Below are 24071 nucleotides of genomic sequence, written 5' to 3' on the forward strand. Positions count from 1 at the left end.
CTTATGTCGATGAAGGGTAAAGAAACTATGAGCAAGCAAAACGATAGAATTGTTATGGGTAAACTTGGGTCTACCTATGGTATTCGTGGCTGGCTTAAAGTTTTCTCCTACACAGACAATGCTGAAAGCATATTTGATTACAGTCCTTGGTATTTAAACCTAAAGGGCAAGTGGGTTGAGTATAAAGTTGAGAGCTGGAAACGTCATGGTCAAGGCTATGTATGTAAACTAGCGGGATTAGATGTTCGTGAAGACGCGCAACTGATGACTAACTTTGAAATTGCTATCGACCCTGCTTCATTACCTGAATTGTCAGAAGATGAATTCTACTGGCGTGAATTGTTTGGTATGCAAGTTTTTACCACCAAAGGTTACAACCTTGGTGAGGTTACTGACCTATTAGAAACTGGCTCAAATGATGTTCTAGTAATTAAAGCAAATCTAAAAGATGCTTTTGGCCAAAAGGAACGGTTAATTCCGTACCTTGAAGAGCAAGTGATCAAAAAAGTTGATCGCGAAGCTCGCCGGATCGAAGTTGACTGGGATCCTGGATTCTAACTCCAAATTACAGAGCGAGAGAACACATGTGGGTTGGCGTAATTAGCCTCTTTCCTGAAATGTTCCGTTCTGTTACTGATTTTGGAGTAACAGGTCAAGCGGTTAAAAAAGGTCTTTTATCTATTGAGACATGGAATCCTCGAGATTTCACTCATGATAAACATCGCACTGTTGATGATAGACCTTACGGTGGTGGTCCTGGCATGTTAATGATGGTTCAGCCTTTGCGCGATGCTATCCAAACAGCCAAGCAAGCATCACCAGGAAAGACGAAAGTTATCTACCTTTCACCTCAAGGTCGCAAGCTCGACCAGCAAGGTGTTGAAGAGTTGGCTACTAACGAGAACATTGTTCTTATCTGTGGGCGCTATGAAGGGGTAGATGAGCGTATTATTCAATCTGAAGTTGACGAAGAATGGTCAATTGGAGATTTTGTAATGACGGGTGGTGAACTGCCTGCCATGACGTTGATTGATTCGGTATCTCGGTTTATACCAGGGGTACTTGGAGATTTCGCATCAGCAGAAGAAGATTCTTTTGCAAATGGCTTGCTAGATTGCCCTCACTATACGCGTCCTGAAGTATTAGACGGAAAAGAGGTACCTTCGGTACTGAAATCTGGAAATCATAAGGATATTCGTCTCTGGCGATTAAAACAATCGCTGGGCCGAACTTGGCTAAGAAGACCAGAACTCCTGGGAAACCTAGCTCTGACTGACGAACAGGAACAATTACTGGCTGAATTCATCAAAGAGCATCGCTCTAAGAAGAAAAGCAAGCAGTAACCTATTAAATTTAGTATCAGTTTATTCTAGGAATTTATACAAATGAGCAACATCATCAACGCTCTTGAACAAGAGCAAATGAAATCAGACCTTCCTAAATTTGCACCAGGTGACACTGTTGTAGTTCAGGTTAAGGTAAAAGAAGGTGACCGTGAGCGTCTACAGGCTTTCGAAGGCGTTGTAATCGCTATTCGTAACCGTGGTCTTCACTCAGCATTCACAGTTCGTAAAATCTCGAACGGTGAAGGTGTTGAGCGTGCGTTCCAAACTCACTCTCCAATGGTTGATAGCATTGAAGTTAAACGCCGTGGTGCAGTACGTCGTGCCAAGTTGTACTACCTACGTGAGCGTTCTGGTAAGTCAGCTCGTATTAAAGAGAAGCTTGCTAAGAAGTAATTCTTTTTGCATTCTATCGATAAAAGCGGAGCCATTTGGCTCCGCTTTTTTGTTTCTATCAATTGGTATTTTTAAGTGTAGGTAGTTTCTCATTGCTTATTTAAGGAAAGAGGCACATGCATTTAGCTTTTGATTTAAATGCCTCCTCCTTTATTTATGTGACTAGTCTAAACGTATTATACGAGTATCCGCTAAGCCGCCATCCACACTGTCTTTTGTTAAATATGGTGAGTTTTCATCGGTATGAAATGCTTGAAGGTATTCAGCTAACGCATCTTGCTCAGTTCCTGTGGCTGCAAAGTTGCTTAGCTGAGGATCTGCTGTCATTACTCCATCGTCTTCTAACATAACTTGATTTGAACATCCGCCATTACCATTATCGGTACATGGGTATGGTTCAGATAGAGATAGATAACTTAAAGTTACGGTTTTGTAGTTATTGTTCGCTACGACTGCGCCATCACTGACCACCAACTCATCATTAGGTCCACAAGTACTGTCTCCGTTTGTATCGACAATGACTTTTCGAATTCGCTGACCGGGAGTTGTCACATCACCAGTGATAGGGTCGGCTACGCGTGCAGTTCTTGAACCGTCGTATTCAATGCACATACCACCTATATGCGTAAAGCCGCCAGATATATTCTCAACACCTGCTACACCATACTCAAGAATATCCCAGAGTTCATTGGCGGTAAGATCGACAATCGCTAAACTGTTATTAAACGCGAGGGCAGACTGGACATCATATTGAGAAATGTCACCTTCACCTTTCCCTGCAAGAGGGTAAGCGGCTGGTGGGTAGTACTGAAGTTCATTTGGATTGGTTGAACCTGCAGGGTATTCAGAGTAACCAATATCAGCACGAATACCTCCACCATTTTTAAGAGAAATTTGGACTTGAGCATCATGTAATTGTGCGTACCATAAATTGGCATCGGCCGTGAGGTTTCCAAGATTTGTTTCTTCAGTCCGAACATGCCCTCGAGTGCCATTTAGATACACATCTGTATGACCAATGATGTTTTGTTCGCTGGCAATAATGACATTATTTACGGCATCAACGATAGCTTCCACTTCAGCATTAGCGATAGCACTGTCAATACTTGCGACCATTTGATCATCGGTGATAAAACTACCGCTTGTATTAGGATCAATACTTGAAGCAATAAGATCACCATTCTCATCAAAACTTACTACCAAGCGCCCTAAGTACTTATAATCTGCATCTACATTGACGATAGCGATATCTTTTCCATCAGCATCCGTTAGCATGATTGGGTAGTTATCAGCTTTAGTATCACCATCCCATAATCGGTTACTATCATTAGCTAATAATGTATTAGAGCCACCTGCGACGATGATATCGACATTCTTTAATAGCCCGGCAAGCTCCTTTTCAAAACGGATAGATTGCATGTGAGCAAGGGCAATGACTTTATCAATACCTGAGTCAGTTAATGCGTCAACTTGGGTTTGAACAATGACAGCCAAGTCTTCAATGGAATCGTTCGCCGGATAAACGGCAATATTATCAGTACTGGTAATGTCATCATTAGTTGGTGTAGTAATGCCCACGATACCGACTTTATGACCGTCGACTTCGATAACAGTTGTTTGAGTAAGGCTGTTAGGTATGGTATCGGCCATTTGACCTTCAGGGACAACAAGACCTGCTGTATTGGCATCTGTACTGAAATCCATATTGGAGCTCAAGTATGGGAATTGAGCTCCAGGGTATTCACCATCTTGATTGATGATACTTGCAAACTCAGCACTTCCACCATCTAAGTCATGATTGCCTACAGCCGAAGCTTGCAGCCCCATAGCGTTTAACATTGCAATATCAGCTCTTGCAACACCTGGAACTTTGATCCCGTTAACTAAACTCATTGAGTTATCGTTGGCTGCTTCGTAGCGAGATCCTGGAATGTAGTTGTCGCCAGAACTCAGAAATAAAGTATTGTTGGGATATTGACTGGTGAACCCAGACACTAACGAAGCGAAATTCCCAGCATTAGATAAAGCTGTTGCATTTGAACCATCCATATCAGCCACATGCAAAAGTTGGAGAGTAAATGCTGAACCATCATTTAATTCATCATTACTTGAGTTACACCCAACTAAGGCGGCAATGATCCCTATCGTCATTAAGCTACGTTTCATCTTAAATCATCCTTTGTATAAGCATAGAAATTGAATTACGCCGGATTACCTAAACGGTTGATTGTAGTTAGATCGATAGGTGAAAGAAGTGACGCTTTCAGTTCCGGAGTCATTTAGAGGCTATGACTATAGATAAGGAATAAGACAAATTGAGTGAATTAAGGTGACGGCTTTATGTCATTCTTCTAAGTGATAAGTGATAAGTGATAAGTGATAAGTGGCAGAGGGAAGGAAAGGCTGATCATGCATCAGCCTTCAAGGGTATTAGGGGGATAATTTTAGTATTGGTCTTCAGACCAACCATCGCTATCTGACATATCTGGAGCGCCAGCAATGGAGTTCTCTTCATCTGCCCATTCTCCAAAATCAATCATTTGGCATTGTTTACTGCAAAAAGGGCGGTGTGGGCTTTGTTCTCCCCATTCAACGTCAGCGCTGCATTGTGGACATTTAACGATTGTAGTTTTTTTTTGCATAGTCATTCTTTGGGTAATAGTGAGTAGTGCTTGTTTTTATAAGCTGATGTTTTTGAGTTTGATTAGGTGCAAATAGCTAACTCAAACTCTATGTCCTGAGTACATGCCTGCCCTGTATCAAAACTCATGAATTTAACAGCAAAACGGTTTTTATGACCGGAAATCATAGGGTAAGCACCGTATTGCATTGGAATAGAAAGGCGCAAAATATTGGCTTCTTCGGCATCACTTTGAAAGAAGCCAATTCGAGCAATTTGATTTTTAAAATGCCCTGTTTCTCGGGTGAGCTTTAACCATAAACTTAACGCATCAGATAGAGATTGTAAGCTGCCAGTCCAAGTTTTAGCATCTCTAATTTTTTTATCAAGCGGTAGGTGCAACCAGTAATGTAAGGCTGGTAAATCAAAGCAACAGGAACCACCTGGAAGGTTGAAACGTTGTCGGATAGCCGCTAAAAAACGGTCTTCCTTTAAAGATTGACCAAATCTTTCTGCTTTCATTAAGGACTGGTGGGTATTATCAATATCAGTGAGTAGAGTCTGAAGCATTTGGTGGTCGACTCCATCAACGTTTAACCAACTTTTATAGGTTAATCGTTGTTTTTCTATGTCTTTAGCAAGTTCGCTCTTTAGCTGCATTTGCTCAAAAATCTCTAGCAGATCAAAAAGCGAGCGAAAGAAAAGTTGATACTGTTGAGCATCTGAAAATGTAGAAGACAAATGAAGTTGCCTTAAGAGTGATTCGACTCTTAAGTAAATGCGTGTTTTCTCATTGAGAGGATGTTCAAATTTATGGGTGATCATCGAGCTTGCCTTAATTCTGCTTAGTGCTATTTTGACCGATTTTTTAGTTCAATAGCCAGATACTTTTGATGCAATTCTGTGATTTGAGGCAAAAGTTCCTGGTTTTTTGTGTGATTTTCAATCACATCATCAGCTTGTGATAATCGAAGCTCTCGAGATACTTGAGATTTTAGAATAGCTTCAACCTGCTCTGAAGTAACATTATCACGAATGACAGTACGATTAACTTGTTCTTCTGAAGAAACATCCACAACAAGTACCCTACTGACCATTTCTTGCATATTATTTTCGATTAACAGGGGAGCGACAAGTAATCCGTAAGGGGATGAAATAGAAGCAAGATCTTGTTCTATTTTATTCCTGATCATCGGGTGTAATAAAGCATTTAACCATTGTTTTTCTTGAGGGTCGGAAAATATGATCTCGCGTAATTTTGCTCGATTCAAATTCCCGTCTTCTGAAACAATGCCGTCACCGAAATGAAGGGTAATCGAATTTAAACCTTCACTTCCGATTGCGACAACTTCTCTTGCAACAATATCAGCGTCAACAATATCAATCCCAAAATGCTCTTGGAACAAGTTGGCGACAGTCGTTTTACCACTGGCGATGCCACCAGTTAGTCCAATAATTAATGACATTGTTAAATTCCTAGTACAGAAGTGAAATACCAATTCATAATATCATTACCCCAAATGAGGCTCACCCAGCCCGCAATGGCGAGGTAAGGACCAAATGGAAAGGCTTTGTCGATACCTTGCTGTTTCAACCGCAATTGTATGAGACCAAATACCAGTCCTACAAGTGATGAAAGTAAGATTATTAGAGGTAAATGTTGCCAACCTAACCAGGATCCGAGCGCCGCGAGTAATTTAAAATCACCGAAGCCCATTCCATCTTTACCTGTCAATAACTTAAATGCCCAGTAGACACTCCAAAGGCAAAGGTAACCAGCCATTGCACCGATGACAGAGTCCTGTAGTGAAATAGGGCTTATACCAAATAGAGCAAGGGCAATACCAGACCACATTAGAGGTAATGTTAATTGATCAGGAAGAAGCATAGTATCGAGATCGATAAACGTGGCGGCAATAAGGACAAAAGTAAAAAATAACAGTGCAACGGCGTAGTAGCTGAAACCAAAATGGCTTGCAACGACTAAACACGACGTTGCGGTGAGTAATTCAACTAAAGGGTAACGAACACTTATGGGATTGGAGCAGCTATGACACTTTCCTCTTAATAATAACCAGCTAAGGATTGGGATATTATCAATAAGCCTAAGTTGTGTTGAACATTTTGGGCATGTTGAACGAGGAACACTTAAGTTAAAGGTTCCTTCTGGTGCCGCGATATTGTGTTCAGGAAAGCACTCTGAGCATTCTTGTTTCCATTCTCTCTCCATCATTATAGGTAAACGATGGATCACGACATTTAGGAAGCTGCCAATTAGTAGGCTAAAAATAAAAGCTAATGTTGGAAATAGCCAAGGATAGTAGTCAAATACTTCCATAGTGTGGGGTACCAATGTAATGATGAGTGGTACAAAGCCCACTCATTAATATCTTAATAATCTAGTAGTTATCATATCACACTCATAAGGTTAAATATTGGTAAGTACATGGCAACCACAAGCCCCCCGACAACAGTACCAAGAAATACGATGATTAGAGGTTCGAGAATCTTGCCTAAGTTATCGACTGTGTTGTCCACTTCAAATTCATAAATAGTCGCGACTTTATTGAGCATGTCGTCTAGGTTTCCAGATTCCTCACCTATCATCACCATTTGTAGTACCATTTCTGGAAATGCATCGGTGTTACGCATAGCGATATACATTGGCATACCAGCTGCTGTTTCTCTATGAACCTCGCCAATTGCGACTTCATAATGTAGGTTACCTGCTGTTTTAGCGGTGGTTTTCAAGCTGGTCAAAATAGGAATACCAGAGCTGAAGCTGGTGGAAAGAGTTCGGCTGAATTTTGCTATGGAAGCTTTTGATATCACATCGCCCAAAACTGGAAATTTCAAGCCAAGTCTGCTGGTCGCTAAGCGAATTGAGTAGGATCGTTTTCGGATAAGTTTAAAACTGATAATAGAGACGATGATACCGAGTGCAGCGTAAAAACTATAGGCTTGCATCCAGTGAGATAAATGCAGAACTTGCTGAGTGAACCAAGGAAGCTCTGCACCAAACCCTGAAAACATTGACTCGAATTCAGGAATAACCATAGTGAGCATCAAATAAGAAACAGCAAGAGCAACCAAAACGACCATGGCTGGATAAATCAGAGCTTTAATGACCTTTGCTTTCAATTGTTCACTTTTTTCACGATAAGTAGCTAGCCTTTCAAAGACTTCAGCCAAGGTTCCTGATAATTCACCGGTAGCTACCAAATCTGTGTATAGATCATCAAAATGGCGGCTTGCAGTTCGCATGGACTTAGATATTGGAGTCCCCGCCTCTACTCCCTTACTTATGTGGGATAAAATAGATTTCATTTCGGCTTTACGGTGATTATCTGAAACCAATTTAATTGCCTGAATGATTGGCACACCTGTTGTAAGCATAGTAGCCAGCTGCCTAGTCAATACGGTAATGTCTTGAGGTGTGACTCGATTAGTTATTTTCGTTAAAGTTGAAATACTGTTTTTTTTAATTTTCTTAATTTGTATGTGCTGCTCTTTGAGTTTTTCTCTAACTTCTACTTCAGTAAGCGCTAATGTTTGCCCCGATACTTTTTTTCCAGAGCTATTGATTCCTTTCCAACGATAGTTTTTTAATTGTGATTGACTTGTTTTATTCATCTTTGCTCCATTAACTTTCTCTACCATCCATTGCTAGCTTCTAAAAACAGTGTTCATTTTCATCGTTAGGTTATAAATACAGAACGCGCTGGAGTTCCTGATAGCTAGTAGTGCCTTCAATAAGCTTTTGAATGCCGGATTCTTGTAAAGTTTTCATGCCGTTTTTTTTCGCTATTTGTTCTATTTCTAGTGCATTTGGTTTTGTGATTAAGTTTTCTTTTAAGTCATCACTAAAAGGCATGACCTCATAGATACCGACACGACCTGAATAGCCCTTGGTACATTCATTACAGCCAGATTTGTTGGCTTGATAAATGGTGTATTCACTTGGTATACGATGCTTTAGATAAATATGAGGAGAGCTGTCTGTGGTTTTGCAATGCTTGCACAACCTGCGTGCAAGTCTTTGAGCAATAATGAGGCTTAAAGAAGAAGCGAGGTTAAAAGGCTCTATCCCCATATTTGAAAGTCGAGCGACTGTTTCTGCCGCTGAATTAGTATGTAAAGTAGATAAAACTAAGTGGCCTGTTTGAGAGGCTTTAATTGCGATCTCAGCAGTTTCTAAATCACGTATTTCACCAACCATTACGATATCTGGATCTTGCCTTAAAAAAGATCGTAAGGCTTCTGCAAAACCAAAACCGATCTTAGGGGTAACTTGAACTTGGTTGATACCTGATAAGTTGATCTCTACAGGATCTTCTGCAGTCGATATGTTTCTTTCTGGTGTATTGAGGAGCCTTAAACCAGTGTAAAGAGATACCGTTTTTCCACTCCCCGTAGGCCCAGTCATCAAGATCATGCCTTGCGGGCGTTGCAATGCATTTAAGTACAATTGCTTTTGTTCATCACTGTAGCCTAATTTATCAATATCTAGATTGGCAGCGCTGCTGTCTAGCAAACGAAGTACGATTTTTTCGCCCCATAACGTTGGAAGCGTTGAGACTCGCATATCAATGGCTATTTCTTCGTTCAGGCGTAACTTAATACGACCATCTTGCGGGAGTCTTCGCTCTGATATATCCAGCTTAGAAAGGATTTTTAAGCGAGCGGACAGGCGACGGCTTAGTTGAGAGGCGGGTTGCTGAGTTTCAACTAGGATACCGTCGCAACGCAACCTAACTCGGTAAGACTCTTCGTAAGGTTCAAAATGAATATCGGATGCGCCTTTTCTCACGGCATCTACTAATATTTGGTTTATGAAGCGGCTAACGGGTGAATCATCTTTGCTTAAGTCTTCTATTGAAGTGACTTCATCATCAGAAACTTGAACTAGATTAGCTAATTCATCTTGACTGATTTCTTTGAGGTTGGAGTCAGAGTTAGAGATACTTCGCCCGTATAAACGGCGTACAGCACCAATGAGCTCATCTGAATTCGCTAAAACCATTTCAATTTGCAATCCTGTCGCAAATCTAAAATCATCTTCCGCTTGTAAGTTTGTAGGGTCAGCGACCGCTAGGGTTAGCGTTGACGATGAGCAACTAAGGGGGATTGCGTTGTACTTAGTAATGAGTTCACGTAAACCAAGTTGTTCACATAGAGATTGGTAATCGATAGATGATAATTGAACGACAGCTAAGCCGAAAATTTCGCTCAGATGTGTAGTGAGATCTTTAAAGTTAAAGAAACCAAGAGAAACTAAAGCTTCTGGCGTAGATGCACCAGAAGCTTGGATATGATCCACAACGGCTTGTTCTTGAATCAGGCTAAGCAAATTAGCCTGACGAAGAATTGTGGAGAGGTTAGTGTGCATTACCTTTCAGGACACCAATCCGCATTTCCAGCACCAGTACAAGTGACTGCCCATGTCACTCCTGATGCAGATATTGTTGGAGTTAAAACAACAGTAGAGTTAGCAGCTAATGCTCCTTTAGCTGCAACAGTTGCTGTAACATTACCTGTTGCTGTACCTAAAGCTGCTTGAGCAATGGTTGAAGATACTGTGAAATCATCGGTAGCATCTTTTTGAAATTGTTGATTTCCAGGTACACCGCCATTCCCTGATGAGCAGTCAGCTTCTCCGTCAAGTAAACATATACTAGTTGCAGTTTTAAATGCAGAAGAGGCACTTAACATTTCGCTTGCATGAGCGCGCATCGTGTAATTTTGGTATGCAGGTACAGCAAATGCAGACAGGATTCCAATAATCGCCACTACAATCATTAACTCGATTAACGTAAAACCATTTTGCTTTTTAGCATTTCTATTTTTCATGTTGTATTCCATATAGATTAATTGATCACTAACCTGTGATGGAACGATGATAGGTGTCTGCTTTGATAATAAAAATACCGTATGGGGTGGTGCTCGAGTGGCTTAGTGTTTATTGATGTTCAATTTCATTCGAGCTGCAAAATTATGTGACGAGGTTAGATTTACGTTCTCATTATTGATAAATTCCCAAATAAAAAGGCTCTGATTTTCATCAGAACCTTTAATATTATTAATTACTTAAAGAAATTTTATGCTTGAAATCTCATGGATAGATCAAGTGCTTTTAAATGTTTGGTCAGTGCACCAACGGAGATGTAATCAACGCCGGTTTCAGCATATTCAGCGATAGTGTCGAGTGTCACATTTCCTGAATTTTCAAGAGCAGCACGTCCAGCATTTAATTTTACGGCTTCACGCATCATGTCTGTGGTGAAGTTATCTAGCATAATGATGTCAGCACCTGCATTGATGGCTTGTTCCAACTCTTCTAGGCTTTCCGTTTCAACTTCTACAGGCTTTCCCGGGTTTAACTCCTTTGCTGTTGAAATCGCTTTTTCAATACCACCACAAGCGATGATGTGGTTTTCTTTAATTAGGTAAGCGTCAAAAACACCAATACGGTGATTGAAACCACCGCCACATGCCACTGCGTATTTTAATGCGCTGCGCAGACCTGGAATTGTTTTTCGTGTATCCAATAAGCGACATTCAGTGTGCTTGATCTTTTCTGCATAGGTTGCGGTGATAGAAGCGCAGCCTGATAGCGTTTGAATGAAGTTCATTGCATTACGCTCACCAGTTAATAGTGCGCGTGCTGGACCACTTAACGTGCAAAGCGTTTGATTTGGTTCAACCTTATCACCGTCTTGTACGTTCCACTCGATAGTCACTTCACCGCCTAATTGTTTAAACACTTCATCAGCCCATGCTTGACCACAAAAAACACCATGTTCACGGGTAATGATGGTTGCAGTGTTGACCGCATCAGCAGGAATTAGACTTGCAGTAATATCAGCCATAGGATCAAGCGTACCGCCTAAATCTTCTCTAATAGTCTCAGCTACAGCTCGAGTAATCTCTAATGGTAATTGCTCTTTTAAGTAGTCAAGGCGTTGTTGGCTGTTATGTGTATTTTTCATCGCAAATCTAATCTTGAAAGGGAGTGGGGTAGGAATGATACTCTTGCTTAGCTGCAAATTAAAGAGTTGAACCGATAAGCGCAAAGGTCTGAGCTGAATCAGGTTTCTTTATTGATAAATTAAGTGAGTTAATAATGACAATAAGTACTGCTGGTTGGTATGAAAATGCTAGGCACGTTCCTTCTCCTTTTTATGATTCTCGCCCTAAATCGGATGATGTCTCACTATTAGTCGTTCACAACATTAGCCTTCCACCAGGCGAGTTTGGTGGTCCGTATATCGAGCAGTTTTTTACTGGTAACTTAAATCCAGCCGAGCACCCGTTCTTCGAAGTTATTCATCAAATGGGTGTTTCTGCGCACTGCTTGATTCGTCGCGATGGAGAAGTTGTGCAATTTGTCTCTTTTCACGATCGGGCTTGGCATGCTGGACAGTCGAGCTTTGCTGGAAGAGAGAGATGCAATGATTACTCGATAGGCATTGAATTAGAAGGCAGTGATTTTGTTTCTTATACGAAAGAGCAGTACTTGTCTTTATCAACCCTTACAGAAGCTTTGATGAAGTATTTTCCTCAGGTAACCATCCCGCGTATTACTGGCCATCAATATATATCACCGTTGCGTAAAACGGATCCTGGTCTAGTATTTGATTGGGTAAAATTTAAAGATAAATTGAGGCTTACCTCTTTATAGCGGCAGTTTTTCATCGTGAATGTTTTTAGCATCAATGCTTGGATTGATGTATTTGGTTATCAATTTGTAATCAGATTGGTTGGCTGAAAGCGATGAATAGTAGAGAGTGTGATGGGGCTATCAAATACAAGAATATTAAAAGTTATGAACAGAATTTCTTCTTTTAGTGTGCGGTTGGTTTGATTTTTGAACGGGTCAGGTAAATCAATCTGAAACAATTCATTTTTATCCTGAAACTTTCTAGCACGAATCCTCCCCGAAAGTATTACCTCTGTAAATGGTAAGACCAATTTGGTTGCTGTTTTAAATTTCATTTGTTAATTCACGGTTAATTCGCGCCTTGTTCTATGATTCAGGTCAATTTTAGGCTGGACAGTAGCGTTTTAATTATGTTAATTTCTGCGCAAATTAAAAATTGGTATTACCAATTACCTGCAAAAGAAGAACAACAAATTATGGCTTATCAAAGGATTCGTCAGCCAAAACTCTCTGATGTTATTGAGCAGGAGTTAGAAAGGTTGATAGTGGAAGGAACACTGGCTCCAGGGCAGCAATTGCCGCCTGAGCGTGAACTGGCTAAACAGTTCGATGTGTCTCGTCCGTCAATCCGAGAAGCGATACAACGTTTAGAAGCAAAACGCTTACTGACTCGCCGTCAAGGTGGGGGAACGTTTGTGAGTGAGAATATTTGGAAAAGCTTTTCAGATCCTCTTCTTAATTTGTTATCGAGCCATTCTGAAACCCAACTAGACTTGTTGGAGTCGCGTCATGCGATGGAAGGAATCTCAGCTTACTTTGCAGCATTGCGTGGAACTGATGAAGATTTTGCTCGAATTCAGGCTTGCCAAGATAATATTCACGGCGCGCAGGAAAAGAACGATATCGACGCTGAATCCGCTGCAGTTATGGCTTTTCTTATTGCTCTAACTGAAGCCGCACATAATGTGGTGCTACTCCACATAGTGCGAAGCCTCGCTCCGTTACTTGAGCAGAATATTTTAGAGAATTTAAAACTATTACACCGTCGTCAAGATGTTGTAGAGAAAGTAAGCATACATCGAGCTAATATCGTGGATGCGATTGTTTCAGGACAGCCAGAACAGGCGCGTGAAATGTCACATTCTCATTTAGCTTATATCGAAGAAACATTGATGGATTTGACTAAAGAAGAGTCGCGACGCGAACGTTCTTTACGTCGAATTCAACAGGGTAAATAGCCGTAATACTTCGGCTTTTTACGTGTTTAGTAGAATCCAACTAACAAAAAGGATAGATCGCCATGTCTGACATGAAGCATGACGTTGATGCTCTGGAAACTCAAGATTGGTTAGAAGCTCTTGAGTCAGTAGTACGTGAAGAAGGTGTAGAACGTGCACAGTTTTTACTAGAACAAGTTCTAGATAAAGCGCGTTTAGATGGTGTTGATATGGCTACAGGCATCAACACGAACTACATCAACACAATTCCAGCAGCACAAGAGCCAGCTTACCCTGGTGACGTAACTCTTGAGCGTCGTATTCGTTCGATTATTCGCTGGAACGCAATCATGATCGTATTGCGTGCTTCTAAGAAAGACCTAGACCTTGGTGGTCACATGGCTTCTTACCAGTCAGCTGCTGCGTTCTACGAAGTATGTTTCAACCACTTCTTCCGTGCTCCAAATGAGACGGACGGTGGCGATCTAGTTTATTACCAAGGTCACATCTCTCCAGGTATCTACTCTCGTGCATTCGTTGAAGGTCGTCTAACTGAAGAGCAGCTAGATAACTTCCGTCAAGAAGTTGATGGTAAAGGTATCCCTTCTTACCCGCACCCTAAACTGATGCCTGAGTTCTGGCAGTTCCCAACAGTATCTATGGGTCTTGGTCCTATCTCTGCTATCTACCAAGCGCGCTTCCTTAAGTACCTTGACGGTCGTGGTCTGAAAGAAACTTCAGCGCAACGCGTATACGCGTTCCTAGGTGACGGTGAGATGGATGAGCCAGAATCACGTGGTGCTATCTCTTTCGCTGCGCGTGAGAAGCTAGACAACCTATGTTTCCTAATCAACTGTAACCTACAGCGTCTAGACGGTCCTGTTATGGGTAACGGTAGCATCATTCAAGAACTTGAAGGTCTATTCAAAGGCGCAGGTTGGAACGTTGTTAAAGTTATCTGGGGTAGCAACTGGGATTCTCTACTAGCTAAAGACACGACTGGTAAGCTTCTTCAATTAATGAACGAAACTATCGACGGTGACTACCAGACATTCAAATCTAAAGATGGCGCGTACGTACGTGAGCACTTCTTTGGTAAGTACCCAGAAACAGCTGCACTAGTTGCAGATATGACAGATGATGAAATCTTCGCGCTTAAGCGTGGTGGCCACGATTCTTCTAAACTGTTTGCTGCATTCAACAATGCAAAAGAGACAAACGGTAAGCCAACTGTAATCCTAGCTAAGACGGTTAAAGGTTACGGCATGGGTGATGCAGCTGAAGGTAAGAACATTGCGCACGGTGTTAAGAAAATGGACATGACTCATGTTCAACACCTACGTGATCGCCTAGGTCTAGAAGATATTCTTTCTGATGAGAAAATTGCTGAACTTCCATATCTAAAACTGGAAGAAGGTTCTGCTGAATATGAATACATGCACGCTCGTCGTAACGCTCTACATGGTTACACACCTCAGCGTCTGCCTAAATTCACTCAAGAATTTAAAGTGCCTGAGCTAGAAGCTTTCTCTCCACTACTAGGTGAACAGAAGCGTGATATCTCTACAACTATGGCTTATGTACGTACGCTAAACATCCTTCTTAAAGATAAGAACATTGGTAAGAACATCGTTCCTATCATTTGTGATGAAGCTCGTACATTCGGTATGGAAGGTCTATTCCGTCAGGTTGGTATTTACAACCCACACGGTCAAGATTACACACCTGAAGATAAAGGCATCGTTTCTTACTACAAAGAAGCAACGTCTGGTCAAGTTCTTCAAGAAGGTATCAATGAGCTAGGTTCGATGGCTTCATGGGTTGCAGCTGCAACTTCATACAGCACAAACGATCTGCCGATGATCCCGTTCTACATCTACTACTCAATGTTCGGTTTCCAACGTATTGGTGACATGGCATGGCTAGCTGGTGACCAACAAGCTCGTGGTTTCCTACTGGGTGCTACTGCTGGTCGTACTACGCTAAACGGTGAAGGTCTACAGCACGAAGATGGCCACTCGCACATCATGGCGAACACAGTACCTAACTGTATCTCTTACGACCCAACGTTTGCTTACGAGCTAGCGGTAATCATGCAAGACGGTATTCGTCGCATGTACGGTGAGAACCAAGAGAACGTTTACTACTACCTAACAGTAATGAACGAGAACTACGCAATGCCAGCAATGCCAGAAGGCGCTGAAGAAGGCATTCGTAAGGGTATCTACAAGCTTGAATCTTACGCTGGTTCTAAGTCTAAGGTTCAGCTAATGAGCTCTGGTACTATCATGAACGAAGCACGTAAAGCAGCTCAAATCCTGAGCGAAGAGTACGGTGTAGCATCTGACGTATTCTCTGTAACGTCTTTCAACGAACTGACTCGTGACGGTCAAGCGGTAGAGCGTGACAACATGCTTCACCCAGAAGCTGAAGAGAAAGTACCGTACATCACAACTGTTCTTGGTAACGAGCCTGCAATCGCAGTAACGGATTACATGAAGAACTACGCTGAGCAAGTACGTGCATTCATGCCTTCTGAGTCTTACAAAGTACTTGGTACTGACGGCTTCGGTCGTTCAGATAGCCGTGAAAACCTACGTCGTCACTTCGAAGTAAATGCAGGCTACGTTGTAGTTGCTGCGCTTACTGAACTGGCTAAACGTGGTGATGTTGAGAAATCAGTAGTTGCTGAAGCAATTGCTAAATTCGGCATCGACGCAGACAAAATTAACCCGCAATACGCATAAGACTGGCATTAAGGTAGGTAAATACAATGACAATCGAAATTAATGTACCAGACATCGGTGCTGACGAGGTTGAAGTAACTGAGATTCTTGTAAACGTTGGCGACAAGGTTGAAGAAGAGCAGTCACTGATCACTGTTGAAGGCGACAAAGCTTCAATGGAAGTTCCTGCGTCTCAAGCGGGTATCGTTAAAGAAATCAAAATAGCGGAAGGCGATTCTGTTTCTACTGGTTCTCTTATCATGATCTTTGAAGCGGAAGGTGCAGCAGCACCGGCTGCTCCAGCAGTTGAAGCGGCTCCTGTAGCTGCTCCTGCTGCGGCATCAGTTGCTGAGCTTAAAGAAGTTCACGTTCCTGATATCGGCGGTGATGAAGTTGAAGTAACTGAAATCATGGTTGCTATCGGTGACGCAGTAGAAGAAGAGCAATCTCTTCTTACTGTTGAAGGTGACAAGGCTTCAATGGAAGTTCCTGCGCCATTCGCTGGTATCGTTAAAGAAATCAAGATCGCTTCTGGTGATTCAGTATCTACTGGTTCTCTAGTAATGGTATTTGAAATTGCTGGTTCAGCACCTGCAGCGGCTCCTGCTTCTGCGGCAGCAGCACCAGTTGCAGCGGCTCCAGCAGCATCTGCTGAGAAAGAAGTAAACGTTCCTGATATCGGTGGTGATGAAGTAGAAGTTACTGAAATCATGGTAGCGGTTGGCGATACAGTAGAGGAAGAGCAATCTCTAATTACTGTTGAAGGCGACAAAGCTTCAATGGAAGTTCCTGCACCATTCGCTGGAACAGTGAAAGAAATCAAGATTGCAGCTGGTGACAAAGTGTCAACGGGTTCTTCAATCATGACTTTCGTTGTTGAAGGCGCAGCACCAGTAGCAGTGGTGGCTTCAGCTCCAGCACAAGCAGCAGCTCCGGCAGCAGCACCTGCACCTGCGGCAAAAGCAGAAGCTCCAGCAGCTAACGACTTCCAAGAGAACGGCGAGTACGCTCACGCATCTCCAGTTGTTCGTCGTCTAGCTCGTGAATTCGGTGTAAACCTAGCGAAAGTTAAAGGTACTGGTCGTAAGAGTCGCGTACTTAAAGAAGACGTCCAGTCTTACGTTAAAGATGCACTTAAGCGTCTTGAATCTGGTGCAGCAGCATCAGGTAAAGGCGGCGACGGTTCTGCTCTTGGTCTACTACCATGGCCAAAAGTTGACTTCAGCAAGTTCGGCGAAACTGAAGTTCAGAAACTTTCTAAGATCAAGAAAATCTCTGGCGCTAACCTACATCGTAACTGGGTAATGATCCCTCACGTTACACAGTGGGACAACGCAGACATCACTGAGCTAGAAGCATTCCGTAAAGAACAGAACGCAATCGAAGCGAAGAAAGACACTGGCATGAAGATCACTCCACTTGTGTTCATCATGAAAGCTGTTGCTAAAGCGCTAGAAGCATTCCCAGCGTTTAACTCTTCTCTTTCTGAAGATGGCGAAAGCATCATTCTTAAGAAGTACGTAAACGTGGGTATCGCTGTTGATACGCCAAATGGTCTAGTTGTTCCTGTATTCAAAGACGTGAACAAGAAAGGCATTTACGAGCTATCTGAAGAGCTAATGGCTGTTTCTAAGAAAGCACGTTCTGGTAAGTTAACAGCAGCAGACATGCAAGGCGGTTGTTTCACAATTTCTAGCCTTGGTGGTATTGGCGGTACTGCATTTACTCCAATCGTAAATGCTCCAGAAGTAGGCATCTTAGGTGTGTCTAAGTCTGAAATTAAGCCAGTTTGGAATGGTAAAGAATTCCAACCACGTCTACAGCTTCCACTGTCTCTATCATACGACCACCGTGTGATCGATGGTGCAGAAGGTGCACGCTTCATTACTTTCCTAAACAGCGCACTATCTGACATTCGTCGTCTAGTACTGTAATTTAGAAAGTAATTATTAAGGTGACTTTCGAGTCACCTTAATTCTTTATATAAAGACTATTTTTAGAGAACAGTTACCTGCATGTTTCATAAACTGGAAGGGAATTGTTGTCTAGCTCACAGGCTAACTTAAAGCTACTTTCACACTGTTAACATCTCTGTAAAATGTTTCCTGTTTGAAAGTCCAATAATTTAAGAACACCTACTTAGCCTGTTAGGGATAATGACTACAAGAGGTCACAATGAGCAAAGAAATTAAAGCCCAAGTTGTTGTACTTGGTTCAGGTCCTGCTGGTTACTCAGCAGCATTCCGTTGTGCAGACTTAGGTCTTGAAACTGTACTTGTAGAGCGCTACAGCTCTCTTGGCGGCGTATGTCTAAACGTTGGTTGTATTCCATCAAAAGCACTTCTTCACGTTTCAAAAGTAATTGAAGAAGCAAAAGCAATGGCTGAGCACGGCGTTGTATTTGGTGAACCACAAACAGACATCAACAAAATTCGTATCTGGAAAGATAAGGTTGTTGATCAACTAACTGGCGGTCTTGGCGGTATGGCTAAGATGCGTAAAGTAACGGTTGTTAATGGCTTTGGTAAATTCACTAGCCCTAACAGCATTGAAGTTGTTGGCGAAGAAACGACAACAGTTAACTTTGATAACGCAATCATCGCTGCGGGTTCTCGCCCAATCAAACTTCCGTTCATCCCACATGAAGATCCACGTATTTGGGATTCTACGGATGCACTAGAGCTGAAAGAAGTACCAGAAAAACTGCTTATCATGGGTGGTGGTATCATCGGTCTTGAGATGGGTACGGTTTACCACTCTCTAGGTTCTAAAGTTGATGTTGTTGAGATGTTCGATCAAGTTATCCCTGCTGCGGATAAAGACATCGTTAAAGTCTTCACTAAACGCATCAAAGATAAGTTCAAGCTTATGCTTGAGACTAAAGTAACAGCTGTTGAAGCGAAAGAAGATGGTATCTACGTTTCAATGGAAGGCAAAAAAGCACCAGCTGAAGCTGAGCGCTACGATGCGGTTCTTGTTGCTATCGGTCGTGTTCCAAACGGTGCACTTATCGACGCTGAAAAAGCGGGTATCGAAGTTGATGAGCGCGGTTTCATCAATGTTGATAAGCAAATGCGTACTAACGTTGCTCACATCCACGCGATCGGTGACGTAGTTGGTCAACCAATGCTTGCTCACAAAGGTGTGCATGAAGGTCACGTAGCTGCTGAAGTTATCTCAGGTAAGAAGCACTACTTCGATCCTAAAGTAATTCCATCAATTGCGTACACTGAGCCAGAAGTAGCTTGGGTAGGTAAGACTGAGAAAGAAGCAAAAGCGGAAGGCCTGAACTACGAAGTTGCTACTTTCCCTTGGGCTGCTTCTGGTCGTGCAATCGCTTCTGACTGTGCTGACGGCATGACTAAGATGATCTTCGATAAAGAAACTCATCGCGTAATCGGTGGTGCTGTTGTTGGTACTAACGGTGGTGAGCTTCTTGGTGAAATCGGCCTAGCAATTGAAATGGGTTGTGATGCAGAAGATATCGCTCTTACTATCCACGCTCACCCAACTCTACACGAGTCTGTTGGTCTAGCTGCGGAAGTATTCGAAGGTTCAATCACTGACCTTCCTAACAAAAAAGCAGTGAAAAAGAAGAAGTAATTCTCTTTTAAATTGTTTTTAAGTTAATAAAAAACCGCTGATGATTCAGCGGTTTTTTATTTAAGCCTAGATGAAACGAATTTTTACTACTTGAAGTTTACGACTTATAGATACAAAGCATATTTAGGTAGCTGTCAGTCAGCGTATCTAGTTCTTCTTGTGATTGAGCACGATTTGCCTGAATGAACAGTGAGTAACAAATACCATGGAACAAATTCACTAAGTGAGAAGGGCTGTGTTTATCACACACTTCTTCACGTTCGATAGCTTTAGTAAACATATTCTTCAGTAACGCTTGGTTTGTGCGGTTTGTTGTTACAAACAGCGGCCAAACTTCATCGCGAGTCGATGCACTCCATTCAAACCATACTTTAAGCCATTGGCAATCATCAGCGACTAGTGTCACCATCTGATTAGCAATGTTTTGCAGGTTATCTTTTGCGTGTAGGTCTAAGTCAATGTTATCTGTTAAGAAATTAGAAAATTGACGTACAACATGGTTCAAAACTTCATCAACAAGGTCTTCACGAGTTGGGAAGTAATTAAAGACAGTTGCAACGGACACTTGAGCAATTTCAGCGATATCTGCGTGTCCACCACGACCAATGCCACGGCGAGCAAATACTTCAAGTGCGATCTCCATTAACTGGAGTTTTCTTTTTAGAGGGGAAAGCCTAGTTCTAGGTCTCTTAGCTATTGAGTCCATATCAGTTCCTTGCCAACGAATTATTATATTAATGATTATTTTGTTATTTACGAACAATGAGTGTAATGGTGCATATGCAAATGGTCAAACAGTTCTGATGCTTTTATAGACAGTTATATCAATTTTGATACGGTTTTTGTTTTTTAAATGGCATGGAATCTTGCAAACTGTTTTCTAAGAAGGTTGGTGGAGCCCTTTCACCTCATAAACTCTAGTAAAATGAAGCCTCAAGGTGGTGTGGCTATTTGAGCAGTGCTAGACTTAGCCGCGAAATGAACGGCAGAGATTCATGTTAGAGTCTAAACTTGTCGCAATTACCCAATAGAATTGAGAGCAGTATGAAGCATACAGTTGAAGTCATGATCTCTGAGCAAGAAGTTCAAGATCGAGTAAATGAACTAGGTAAGCAGATCACGGAACATTACCAAGGTAGTGAAGATTTAGTACTGGTTGGCCTATTACGTGGATCTTTTGTTTTTATGGCAGATCTGGCTCGTGCGATTCACCTAACTCACCAAGTCGATTTCATGACGGCTTCTAGTTACGGTAATACGATGGAAAGCTCACGTGATGTACGTATCTTGAAAGATCTTGATGATGATATCCAAGGTAAAGACGTACTGCTTGTTGAAGATATTATTGATACGGGTAACACGTTAACTAAGGTTAAAGAAATCTTAAGCTTACGCGGTCCTAAGTCTATCGAGATCTGTACTTTATTGGATAAACCTTCTCGTCGTGAAGTTCACGTAGACACTAAGTGGATCGGTTTTGAAATCCCAGATGAGTTTGTTGTTGGAGTTGGCATCGATTATGCTCAAAAATATCGTCACCTACCATACATCGGTAAAGTGGTTCCTCAGGAATAGTTTTCTGAGTATAAGATTGATGAATTGAATTAAAAACGCCCGCTATTTGATAGTGGGCGTTTTCTTTGAATGCTGAGTTCTCAGTGCATAGCAATTTTTATTTTAGAACATCACTACTGAGAATTTTAGCCATGGAGGCTTGATAATTAACTTCTAAAGATTCGCGACTCGATCCGCGAACGCCCAGATCTTGAAGTTTGCCATCACCAATACCATAGACAACACCATGGACTTCAACTTCCTGTCCACGCTCCCAAGCGTTTTGTAATACTGTTGAGTTACCCAAGTTGTAAACCTGCTCTGCAGCGTTAATTTCACACAGCTTATCGGCCCACTTTTCCTTTGGCAATTCGCCTAACCAGTTACGGTGTTTTAGGTAAAGATCGCGAATATGCAGGAGCCAGTTATTAATCAGCCCTAATTGTGGGTTCTCTATCGCAGCAGTTACACCACCACAGCCGTAATGTCCACAAACAATAATATGCTTCACTTTCAGGACATCTACAGCGTACTGCACAACAGATAAACAGTTCAAATCGGTATGAATGACTTGGTTTGCAACGTTTCTGTGAACAAAAAGCTCACCAGAGTATAGACCGGTTAGACGTTCGGCAGGTACTCGGCTATCAGAGCAGCCGATCCAAAGAAAACCAGGATTTTGTCCTTCTTCAAGTGCAGTAAAGTATTCCGGACGTTCAGAGCGAATTGATTCTGACCACTTCGAATTATTTTCAAAAAGCTGTTTAATTTCTGGCATCTTACGTCTTATATCCCTTAAATAAGTTTCTTAACTATACACAATGTTACAAATTCAATCCCTATAAAACTTCATTGCACGGTACTCATCTGACGTGTACTAGCACCCAAAATCATTAACTTACCTTTAATGATACGATCCAGTTATATGTCATGATGAATGTGATTGAATTAACACTTTCTGAAAAGTTGTCACATTTGGTAAAGTAATACGGTTTGAGTTTTTATTCGCAGGGAGCTGCATAGTGTTTGGAAGTCGTTTTGAAGATATGAACCTAAAAGGGGATATGTTTGGTGGTGTAACAACGGCCATTATATCTTTGCCTTTAGCTCTTGCTTTTGGTGTTGCCTCAGGTGCAGGTGCAGAAGCGGGCTTATGGGGCGCCATTATGGTTGGCTTATTTGCAGCACTGTTTGGCGGATCAAGCAGTTTGATCTCTGAGCCAACTGGACCTATGACCGTCATCATGACCGCAGTGATGACAAGTATGATGGCAAAATACCCTGAATCGGGTATGGCGATGACCTTTACGGTTGTCATGATGGCAGGTGCATTCCAAGTATTACTTGGGACGTTAAAGTTAGGTAAGTATGTCACTTTGATGCCTTACAGTGTGATTTCCGGCTTTATGTCCGGTATCGGGGTCATACTCATTATCTTGCAGCTTTCTCCATTACTTGGTCACGCAGCACCTTCTGGTGGAGTTATGGGGACTTTGGCGGCATTGCCTGATACTGTCGCTAATATGAAGTTCAGTGAACTGTTTTTAGGGTTACTGACACTTGCGATTCTTTTCTTATTCCCTTCTAAATATCGCAAATATGTTCCTGCTCAGTTGGTTGCTCTAATCGCTGTGACTTTATTATCTGTCATCATTTTTGATACAGAGAGTATTCGTCGCATCGGTGAGATTCCAGCGGGTCTTCCTTCATTAGTTATTCCGACAATTAATGCCGAAGTGTTTACCACGATGGTCATCGATGCCTTAGTGCTGGGTACATTAGGTTGTATTGATACTCTACTAACGGCTGTTATTGGGGACTCGTTGACTCGTAAAGAACATGACTCTGATAAAGAACTTCGTGGTCAAGGTATCGCGAATATTCTTTCGGGTTTGTTTGGAGCATTGCCTGGTGCAGGTGCAACGATGGGCACGGTGACGAATATCCAGGTCGGGGCCCGTTCTCCGCTTTCTGGTGTGATCAGGGCGTTGGTACTCGCGCTTGTTGTGCTAGTTGCTGGTGGGTTAACAGAACCTATCCCAATGGCTGTTCTTGCTGGCATTGCTGTTTATGTTGGTTTTAACATTCTTGATTGGAGTTTCATTCAGCGTGCTCATAAGGTGAGCTTTGCTGGCATGGCGATCATGTATGGCGTCATGCTATTAACCGTGTTTGTTGACTTGATTGTCGCGGTTGGGCTTGGCGTGTTCATTTCAAATATTTTAATTATTGAACGTTTGAGTCGTGAGCAAGCAAGGCAGGTTAAAGCAATCAGTGATGCTGATGAAGATGACCTACCATTAACGGATAGCGAACGTCAGTTACTTGATAGTGCTAATGGTAAAGTTCTGTTTTTCTATCTGTCTGGTCCTATGATCTTCAGCGTCTCAAAGGCGATATCTCGTCAACACTCTAGTATTGCAGACTATGAGGTGATGATACTCGATTTAACGGATGTTCCAATGATCGATGTGACAGTAGGCTTGGCTCTGGAAAATGCGATTAAAGATGCACTTGATGCGAAATGTGAAGTTTACTTGCTGTGTCCAAATGAAAGTACCCGTCAGCAGCTTGAGAAATTCCATGTGATTGACCTTGTTCCTGAATCAAACACCTATCGCTTTAGATACGAAGCTTTGAATGCAGCTAAAACTTATGTCGATAGAGATGAACACCAATTTGACGTGGTTTAACGTGTAGGTTTGGCTTTAATATTGTATGAATAACGCCGTTGAGTTTCTCGCTTAACGGCGTTTTTGTTTGTGCCGCATAGCTTTGTCTACTTTAGAAAATTCTAAAAATGGGAAAAGCCTCAATGCTTATTTGTATTCATCGTGAATGAACGATAGACTTGCTGGCAAAATGATCGTCATACAGTGTTCAAGAACCGTGAGATCTCATGGTTTGAGAATTGTGGATCGAAAAATATACGATTAATAATCATAAAATGGC

The 24071-nt window shown here is 42.0% G+C and carries 22 protein-coding genes; 10 read left to right on the forward strand and 12 right to left on the reverse strand.

The window, feature by feature from the left end; genetic code table 11:
- The first annotated feature begins 3 nt into the window (after positions 1 to 3).
- The 3 genes from rimM to rplS are packed head-to-tail and all read left to right on the forward strand — an operon-like array spanning position 4 to position 1739.
- Positions 4 to 558, forward strand: a complete 555-nt coding sequence (rimM, locus tag F0226_RS10700) for a ribosome maturation factor RimM (protein WP_171735624.1) — start codon at positions 4 to 6, stop codon at positions 556 to 558.
- A gap of 26 nt (positions 559 to 584) precedes the next feature.
- Positions 585 to 1343 carry a tRNA (guanosine(37)-N1)-methyltransferase TrmD gene (gene trmD / locus F0226_RS10705; RefSeq protein ID WP_137373373.1) on the forward strand — a complete coding sequence of 253 codons (759 nt, stop codon included), beginning with the start codon at positions 585 to 587 and terminating at the stop codon, positions 1341 to 1343.
- 42 nt (positions 1344 to 1385) lie between these two features.
- Positions 1386 to 1739 (forward strand): 50S ribosomal protein L19, encoded by a 354-nt coding sequence (gene rplS / locus F0226_RS10710; protein WP_137373374.1) that lies wholly within the window; start codon positions 1386 to 1388, stop codon positions 1737 to 1739.
- A gap of 162 nt (positions 1740 to 1901) precedes the next feature.
- Here the strand turns inward: rplS and F0226_RS10715 are convergent, their stop codons facing one another.
- From F0226_RS10715 to nadC, 9 genes are all read right to left on the reverse strand, one after another.
- Positions 1902 to 3905 carry a bifunctional metallophosphatase/5'-nucleotidase gene (locus F0226_RS10715; RefSeq protein ID WP_171735625.1) on the reverse strand — a complete coding sequence of 668 codons (2004 nt, stop codon included), beginning with the start codon at positions 3903 to 3905 and terminating at the stop codon, positions 1902 to 1904.
- 278 nt (positions 3906 to 4183) lie between these two features.
- A complete protein-coding gene (gene yacG / locus F0226_RS10720) occupies positions 4184 to 4381 on the reverse strand; it encodes a DNA gyrase inhibitor YacG (protein ID WP_137373376.1) in 198 nt (65 codons plus the stop codon).
- Between the two features lie 62 nt (positions 4382 to 4443).
- On the reverse strand, positions 4444 to 5184 hold the full coding sequence (gene zapD / locus F0226_RS10725) for a cell division protein ZapD (protein WP_171735626.1): 741 nt from the start codon (positions 5182 to 5184) through the stop codon (positions 4444 to 4446).
- 26 nt (positions 5185 to 5210) lie between these two features.
- Positions 5211 to 5825, reverse strand: a complete 615-nt coding sequence (coaE, locus tag F0226_RS10730; protein WP_171735627.1) for a dephospho-CoA kinase — start codon at positions 5823 to 5825, stop codon at positions 5211 to 5213.
- A gap of 2 nt (positions 5826 to 5827) precedes the next feature.
- Positions 5828 to 6697 (reverse strand): A24 family peptidase, encoded by an 870-nt coding sequence (locus F0226_RS10735; RefSeq protein WP_171735628.1) that lies wholly within the window; start codon positions 6695 to 6697, stop codon positions 5828 to 5830.
- Positions 6698 to 6768: 71 nt separating this feature from the next.
- On the reverse strand, positions 6769 to 7992 hold the full coding sequence (locus F0226_RS10740) for a type II secretion system F family protein (RefSeq protein WP_171735629.1): 1224 nt from the start codon (positions 7990 to 7992) through the stop codon (positions 6769 to 6771).
- A gap of 70 nt (positions 7993 to 8062) precedes the next feature.
- On the reverse strand, positions 8063 to 9748 hold the full coding sequence (pilB, locus tag F0226_RS10745; RefSeq protein WP_171735630.1) for a type IV-A pilus assembly ATPase PilB: 1686 nt from the start codon (positions 9746 to 9748) through the stop codon (positions 8063 to 8065).
- Positions 9748 to 10209: a prepilin-type N-terminal cleavage/methylation domain-containing protein gene (locus tag F0226_RS10750; RefSeq protein ID WP_171735631.1), complete on the reverse strand. Its 462-nt coding sequence runs from the start codon at positions 10207 to 10209 to the stop codon at positions 9748 to 9750. Before F0226_RS10750 ends, pilB begins: the two co-directional genes overlap by 1 nt.
- Positions 10210 to 10457: 248 nt before the next feature.
- A complete protein-coding gene (gene nadC / locus F0226_RS10755) occupies positions 10458 to 11348 on the reverse strand; it encodes a carboxylating nicotinate-nucleotide diphosphorylase (RefSeq protein ID WP_171735632.1) in 891 nt (296 codons plus the stop codon).
- 134 nt (positions 11349 to 11482) lie between these two features.
- Between nadC and ampD the strand changes: the two genes are divergently transcribed.
- Complete coding sequence (ampD, locus tag F0226_RS10760; RefSeq protein ID WP_171735633.1) at positions 11483 to 12040, forward strand: 1,6-anhydro-N-acetylmuramyl-L-alanine amidase AmpD; 558 nt, start codon at positions 11483 to 11485, stop codon at positions 12038 to 12040.
- A 59-nt stretch (positions 12041 to 12099) separates the two neighbouring features.
- Here the strand turns inward: ampD and F0226_RS10765 are convergent, their stop codons facing one another.
- Positions 12100 to 12354, reverse strand: a complete 255-nt coding sequence (locus F0226_RS10765) for a hypothetical protein (protein WP_171735634.1) — start codon at positions 12352 to 12354, stop codon at positions 12100 to 12102.
- Positions 12355 to 12495: 141 nt separating this feature from the next.
- Here F0226_RS10765 and pdhR point away from each other — a divergent pair, with 141 nt between their 5' ends.
- The 4 genes from pdhR (at position 12496) to lpdA (ending at position 19565) form a co-directional block, all read left to right on the forward strand.
- A complete protein-coding gene (pdhR, locus tag F0226_RS10770) occupies positions 12496 to 13257 on the forward strand; it encodes a pyruvate dehydrogenase complex transcriptional repressor PdhR (RefSeq protein WP_137373617.1) in 762 nt (253 codons plus the stop codon).
- Positions 13258 to 13319: 62 nt separating this feature from the next.
- Positions 13320 to 15983, forward strand: coding sequence for a pyruvate dehydrogenase (acetyl-transferring), homodimeric type (gene aceE, locus F0226_RS10775; protein ID WP_171735635.1), 2664 nt, complete (start codon positions 13320 to 13322; stop codon positions 15981 to 15983).
- 26 nt (positions 15984 to 16009) lie between these two features.
- Positions 16010 to 17896 carry a pyruvate dehydrogenase complex dihydrolipoyllysine-residue acetyltransferase gene (gene aceF, locus F0226_RS10780; protein ID WP_171735636.1) on the forward strand — a complete coding sequence of 629 codons (1887 nt, stop codon included), beginning with the start codon at positions 16010 to 16012 and terminating at the stop codon, positions 17894 to 17896.
- Between the two features lie 241 nt (positions 17897 to 18137).
- On the forward strand, positions 18138 to 19565 hold the full coding sequence (gene lpdA / locus F0226_RS10785; protein ID WP_137373388.1) for a dihydrolipoyl dehydrogenase: 1428 nt from the start codon (positions 18138 to 18140) through the stop codon (positions 19563 to 19565).
- A gap of 97 nt (positions 19566 to 19662) precedes the next feature.
- Here the strand turns inward: lpdA and F0226_RS10790 are convergent, their stop codons facing one another.
- On the reverse strand, positions 19663 to 20271 hold the full coding sequence (locus F0226_RS10790; RefSeq protein ID WP_137373389.1) for a LuxR/HapR/OpaR family quorum-sensing transcriptional regulator: 609 nt from the start codon (positions 20269 to 20271) through the stop codon (positions 19663 to 19665).
- Between the two features lie 338 nt (positions 20272 to 20609).
- Here F0226_RS10790 and hpt point away from each other — a divergent pair, with 338 nt between their 5' ends.
- Positions 20610 to 21140, forward strand: a complete 531-nt coding sequence (hpt, locus tag F0226_RS10795) for a hypoxanthine phosphoribosyltransferase (protein WP_171735637.1) — start codon at positions 20610 to 20612, stop codon at positions 21138 to 21140.
- 97 nt (positions 21141 to 21237) lie between these two features.
- On the opposite strand, the gene can is transcribed toward hpt, so the two are convergent.
- Positions 21238 to 21897, reverse strand: a complete 660-nt coding sequence (gene can / locus F0226_RS10800) for a carbonate dehydratase (RefSeq protein ID WP_171735638.1) — start codon at positions 21895 to 21897, stop codon at positions 21238 to 21240.
- 244 nt (positions 21898 to 22141) lie between these two features.
- On the opposite strand from can, the gene F0226_RS10805 reads away from it, so the two are divergent.
- Positions 22142 to 23812, forward strand: coding sequence for a SulP family inorganic anion transporter (locus tag F0226_RS10805; RefSeq protein WP_171735639.1), 1671 nt, complete (start codon positions 22142 to 22144; stop codon positions 23810 to 23812).
- Positions 23813 to 24071 lie beyond the last annotated feature (259 nt).

Origin of the sequence: Vibrio sp. 99-70-13A1 (assembly GCF_013114625.1) — a bacterium.
Lineage (GTDB): Bacteria > Pseudomonadota > Gammaproteobacteria > Enterobacterales > Vibrionaceae > Vibrio.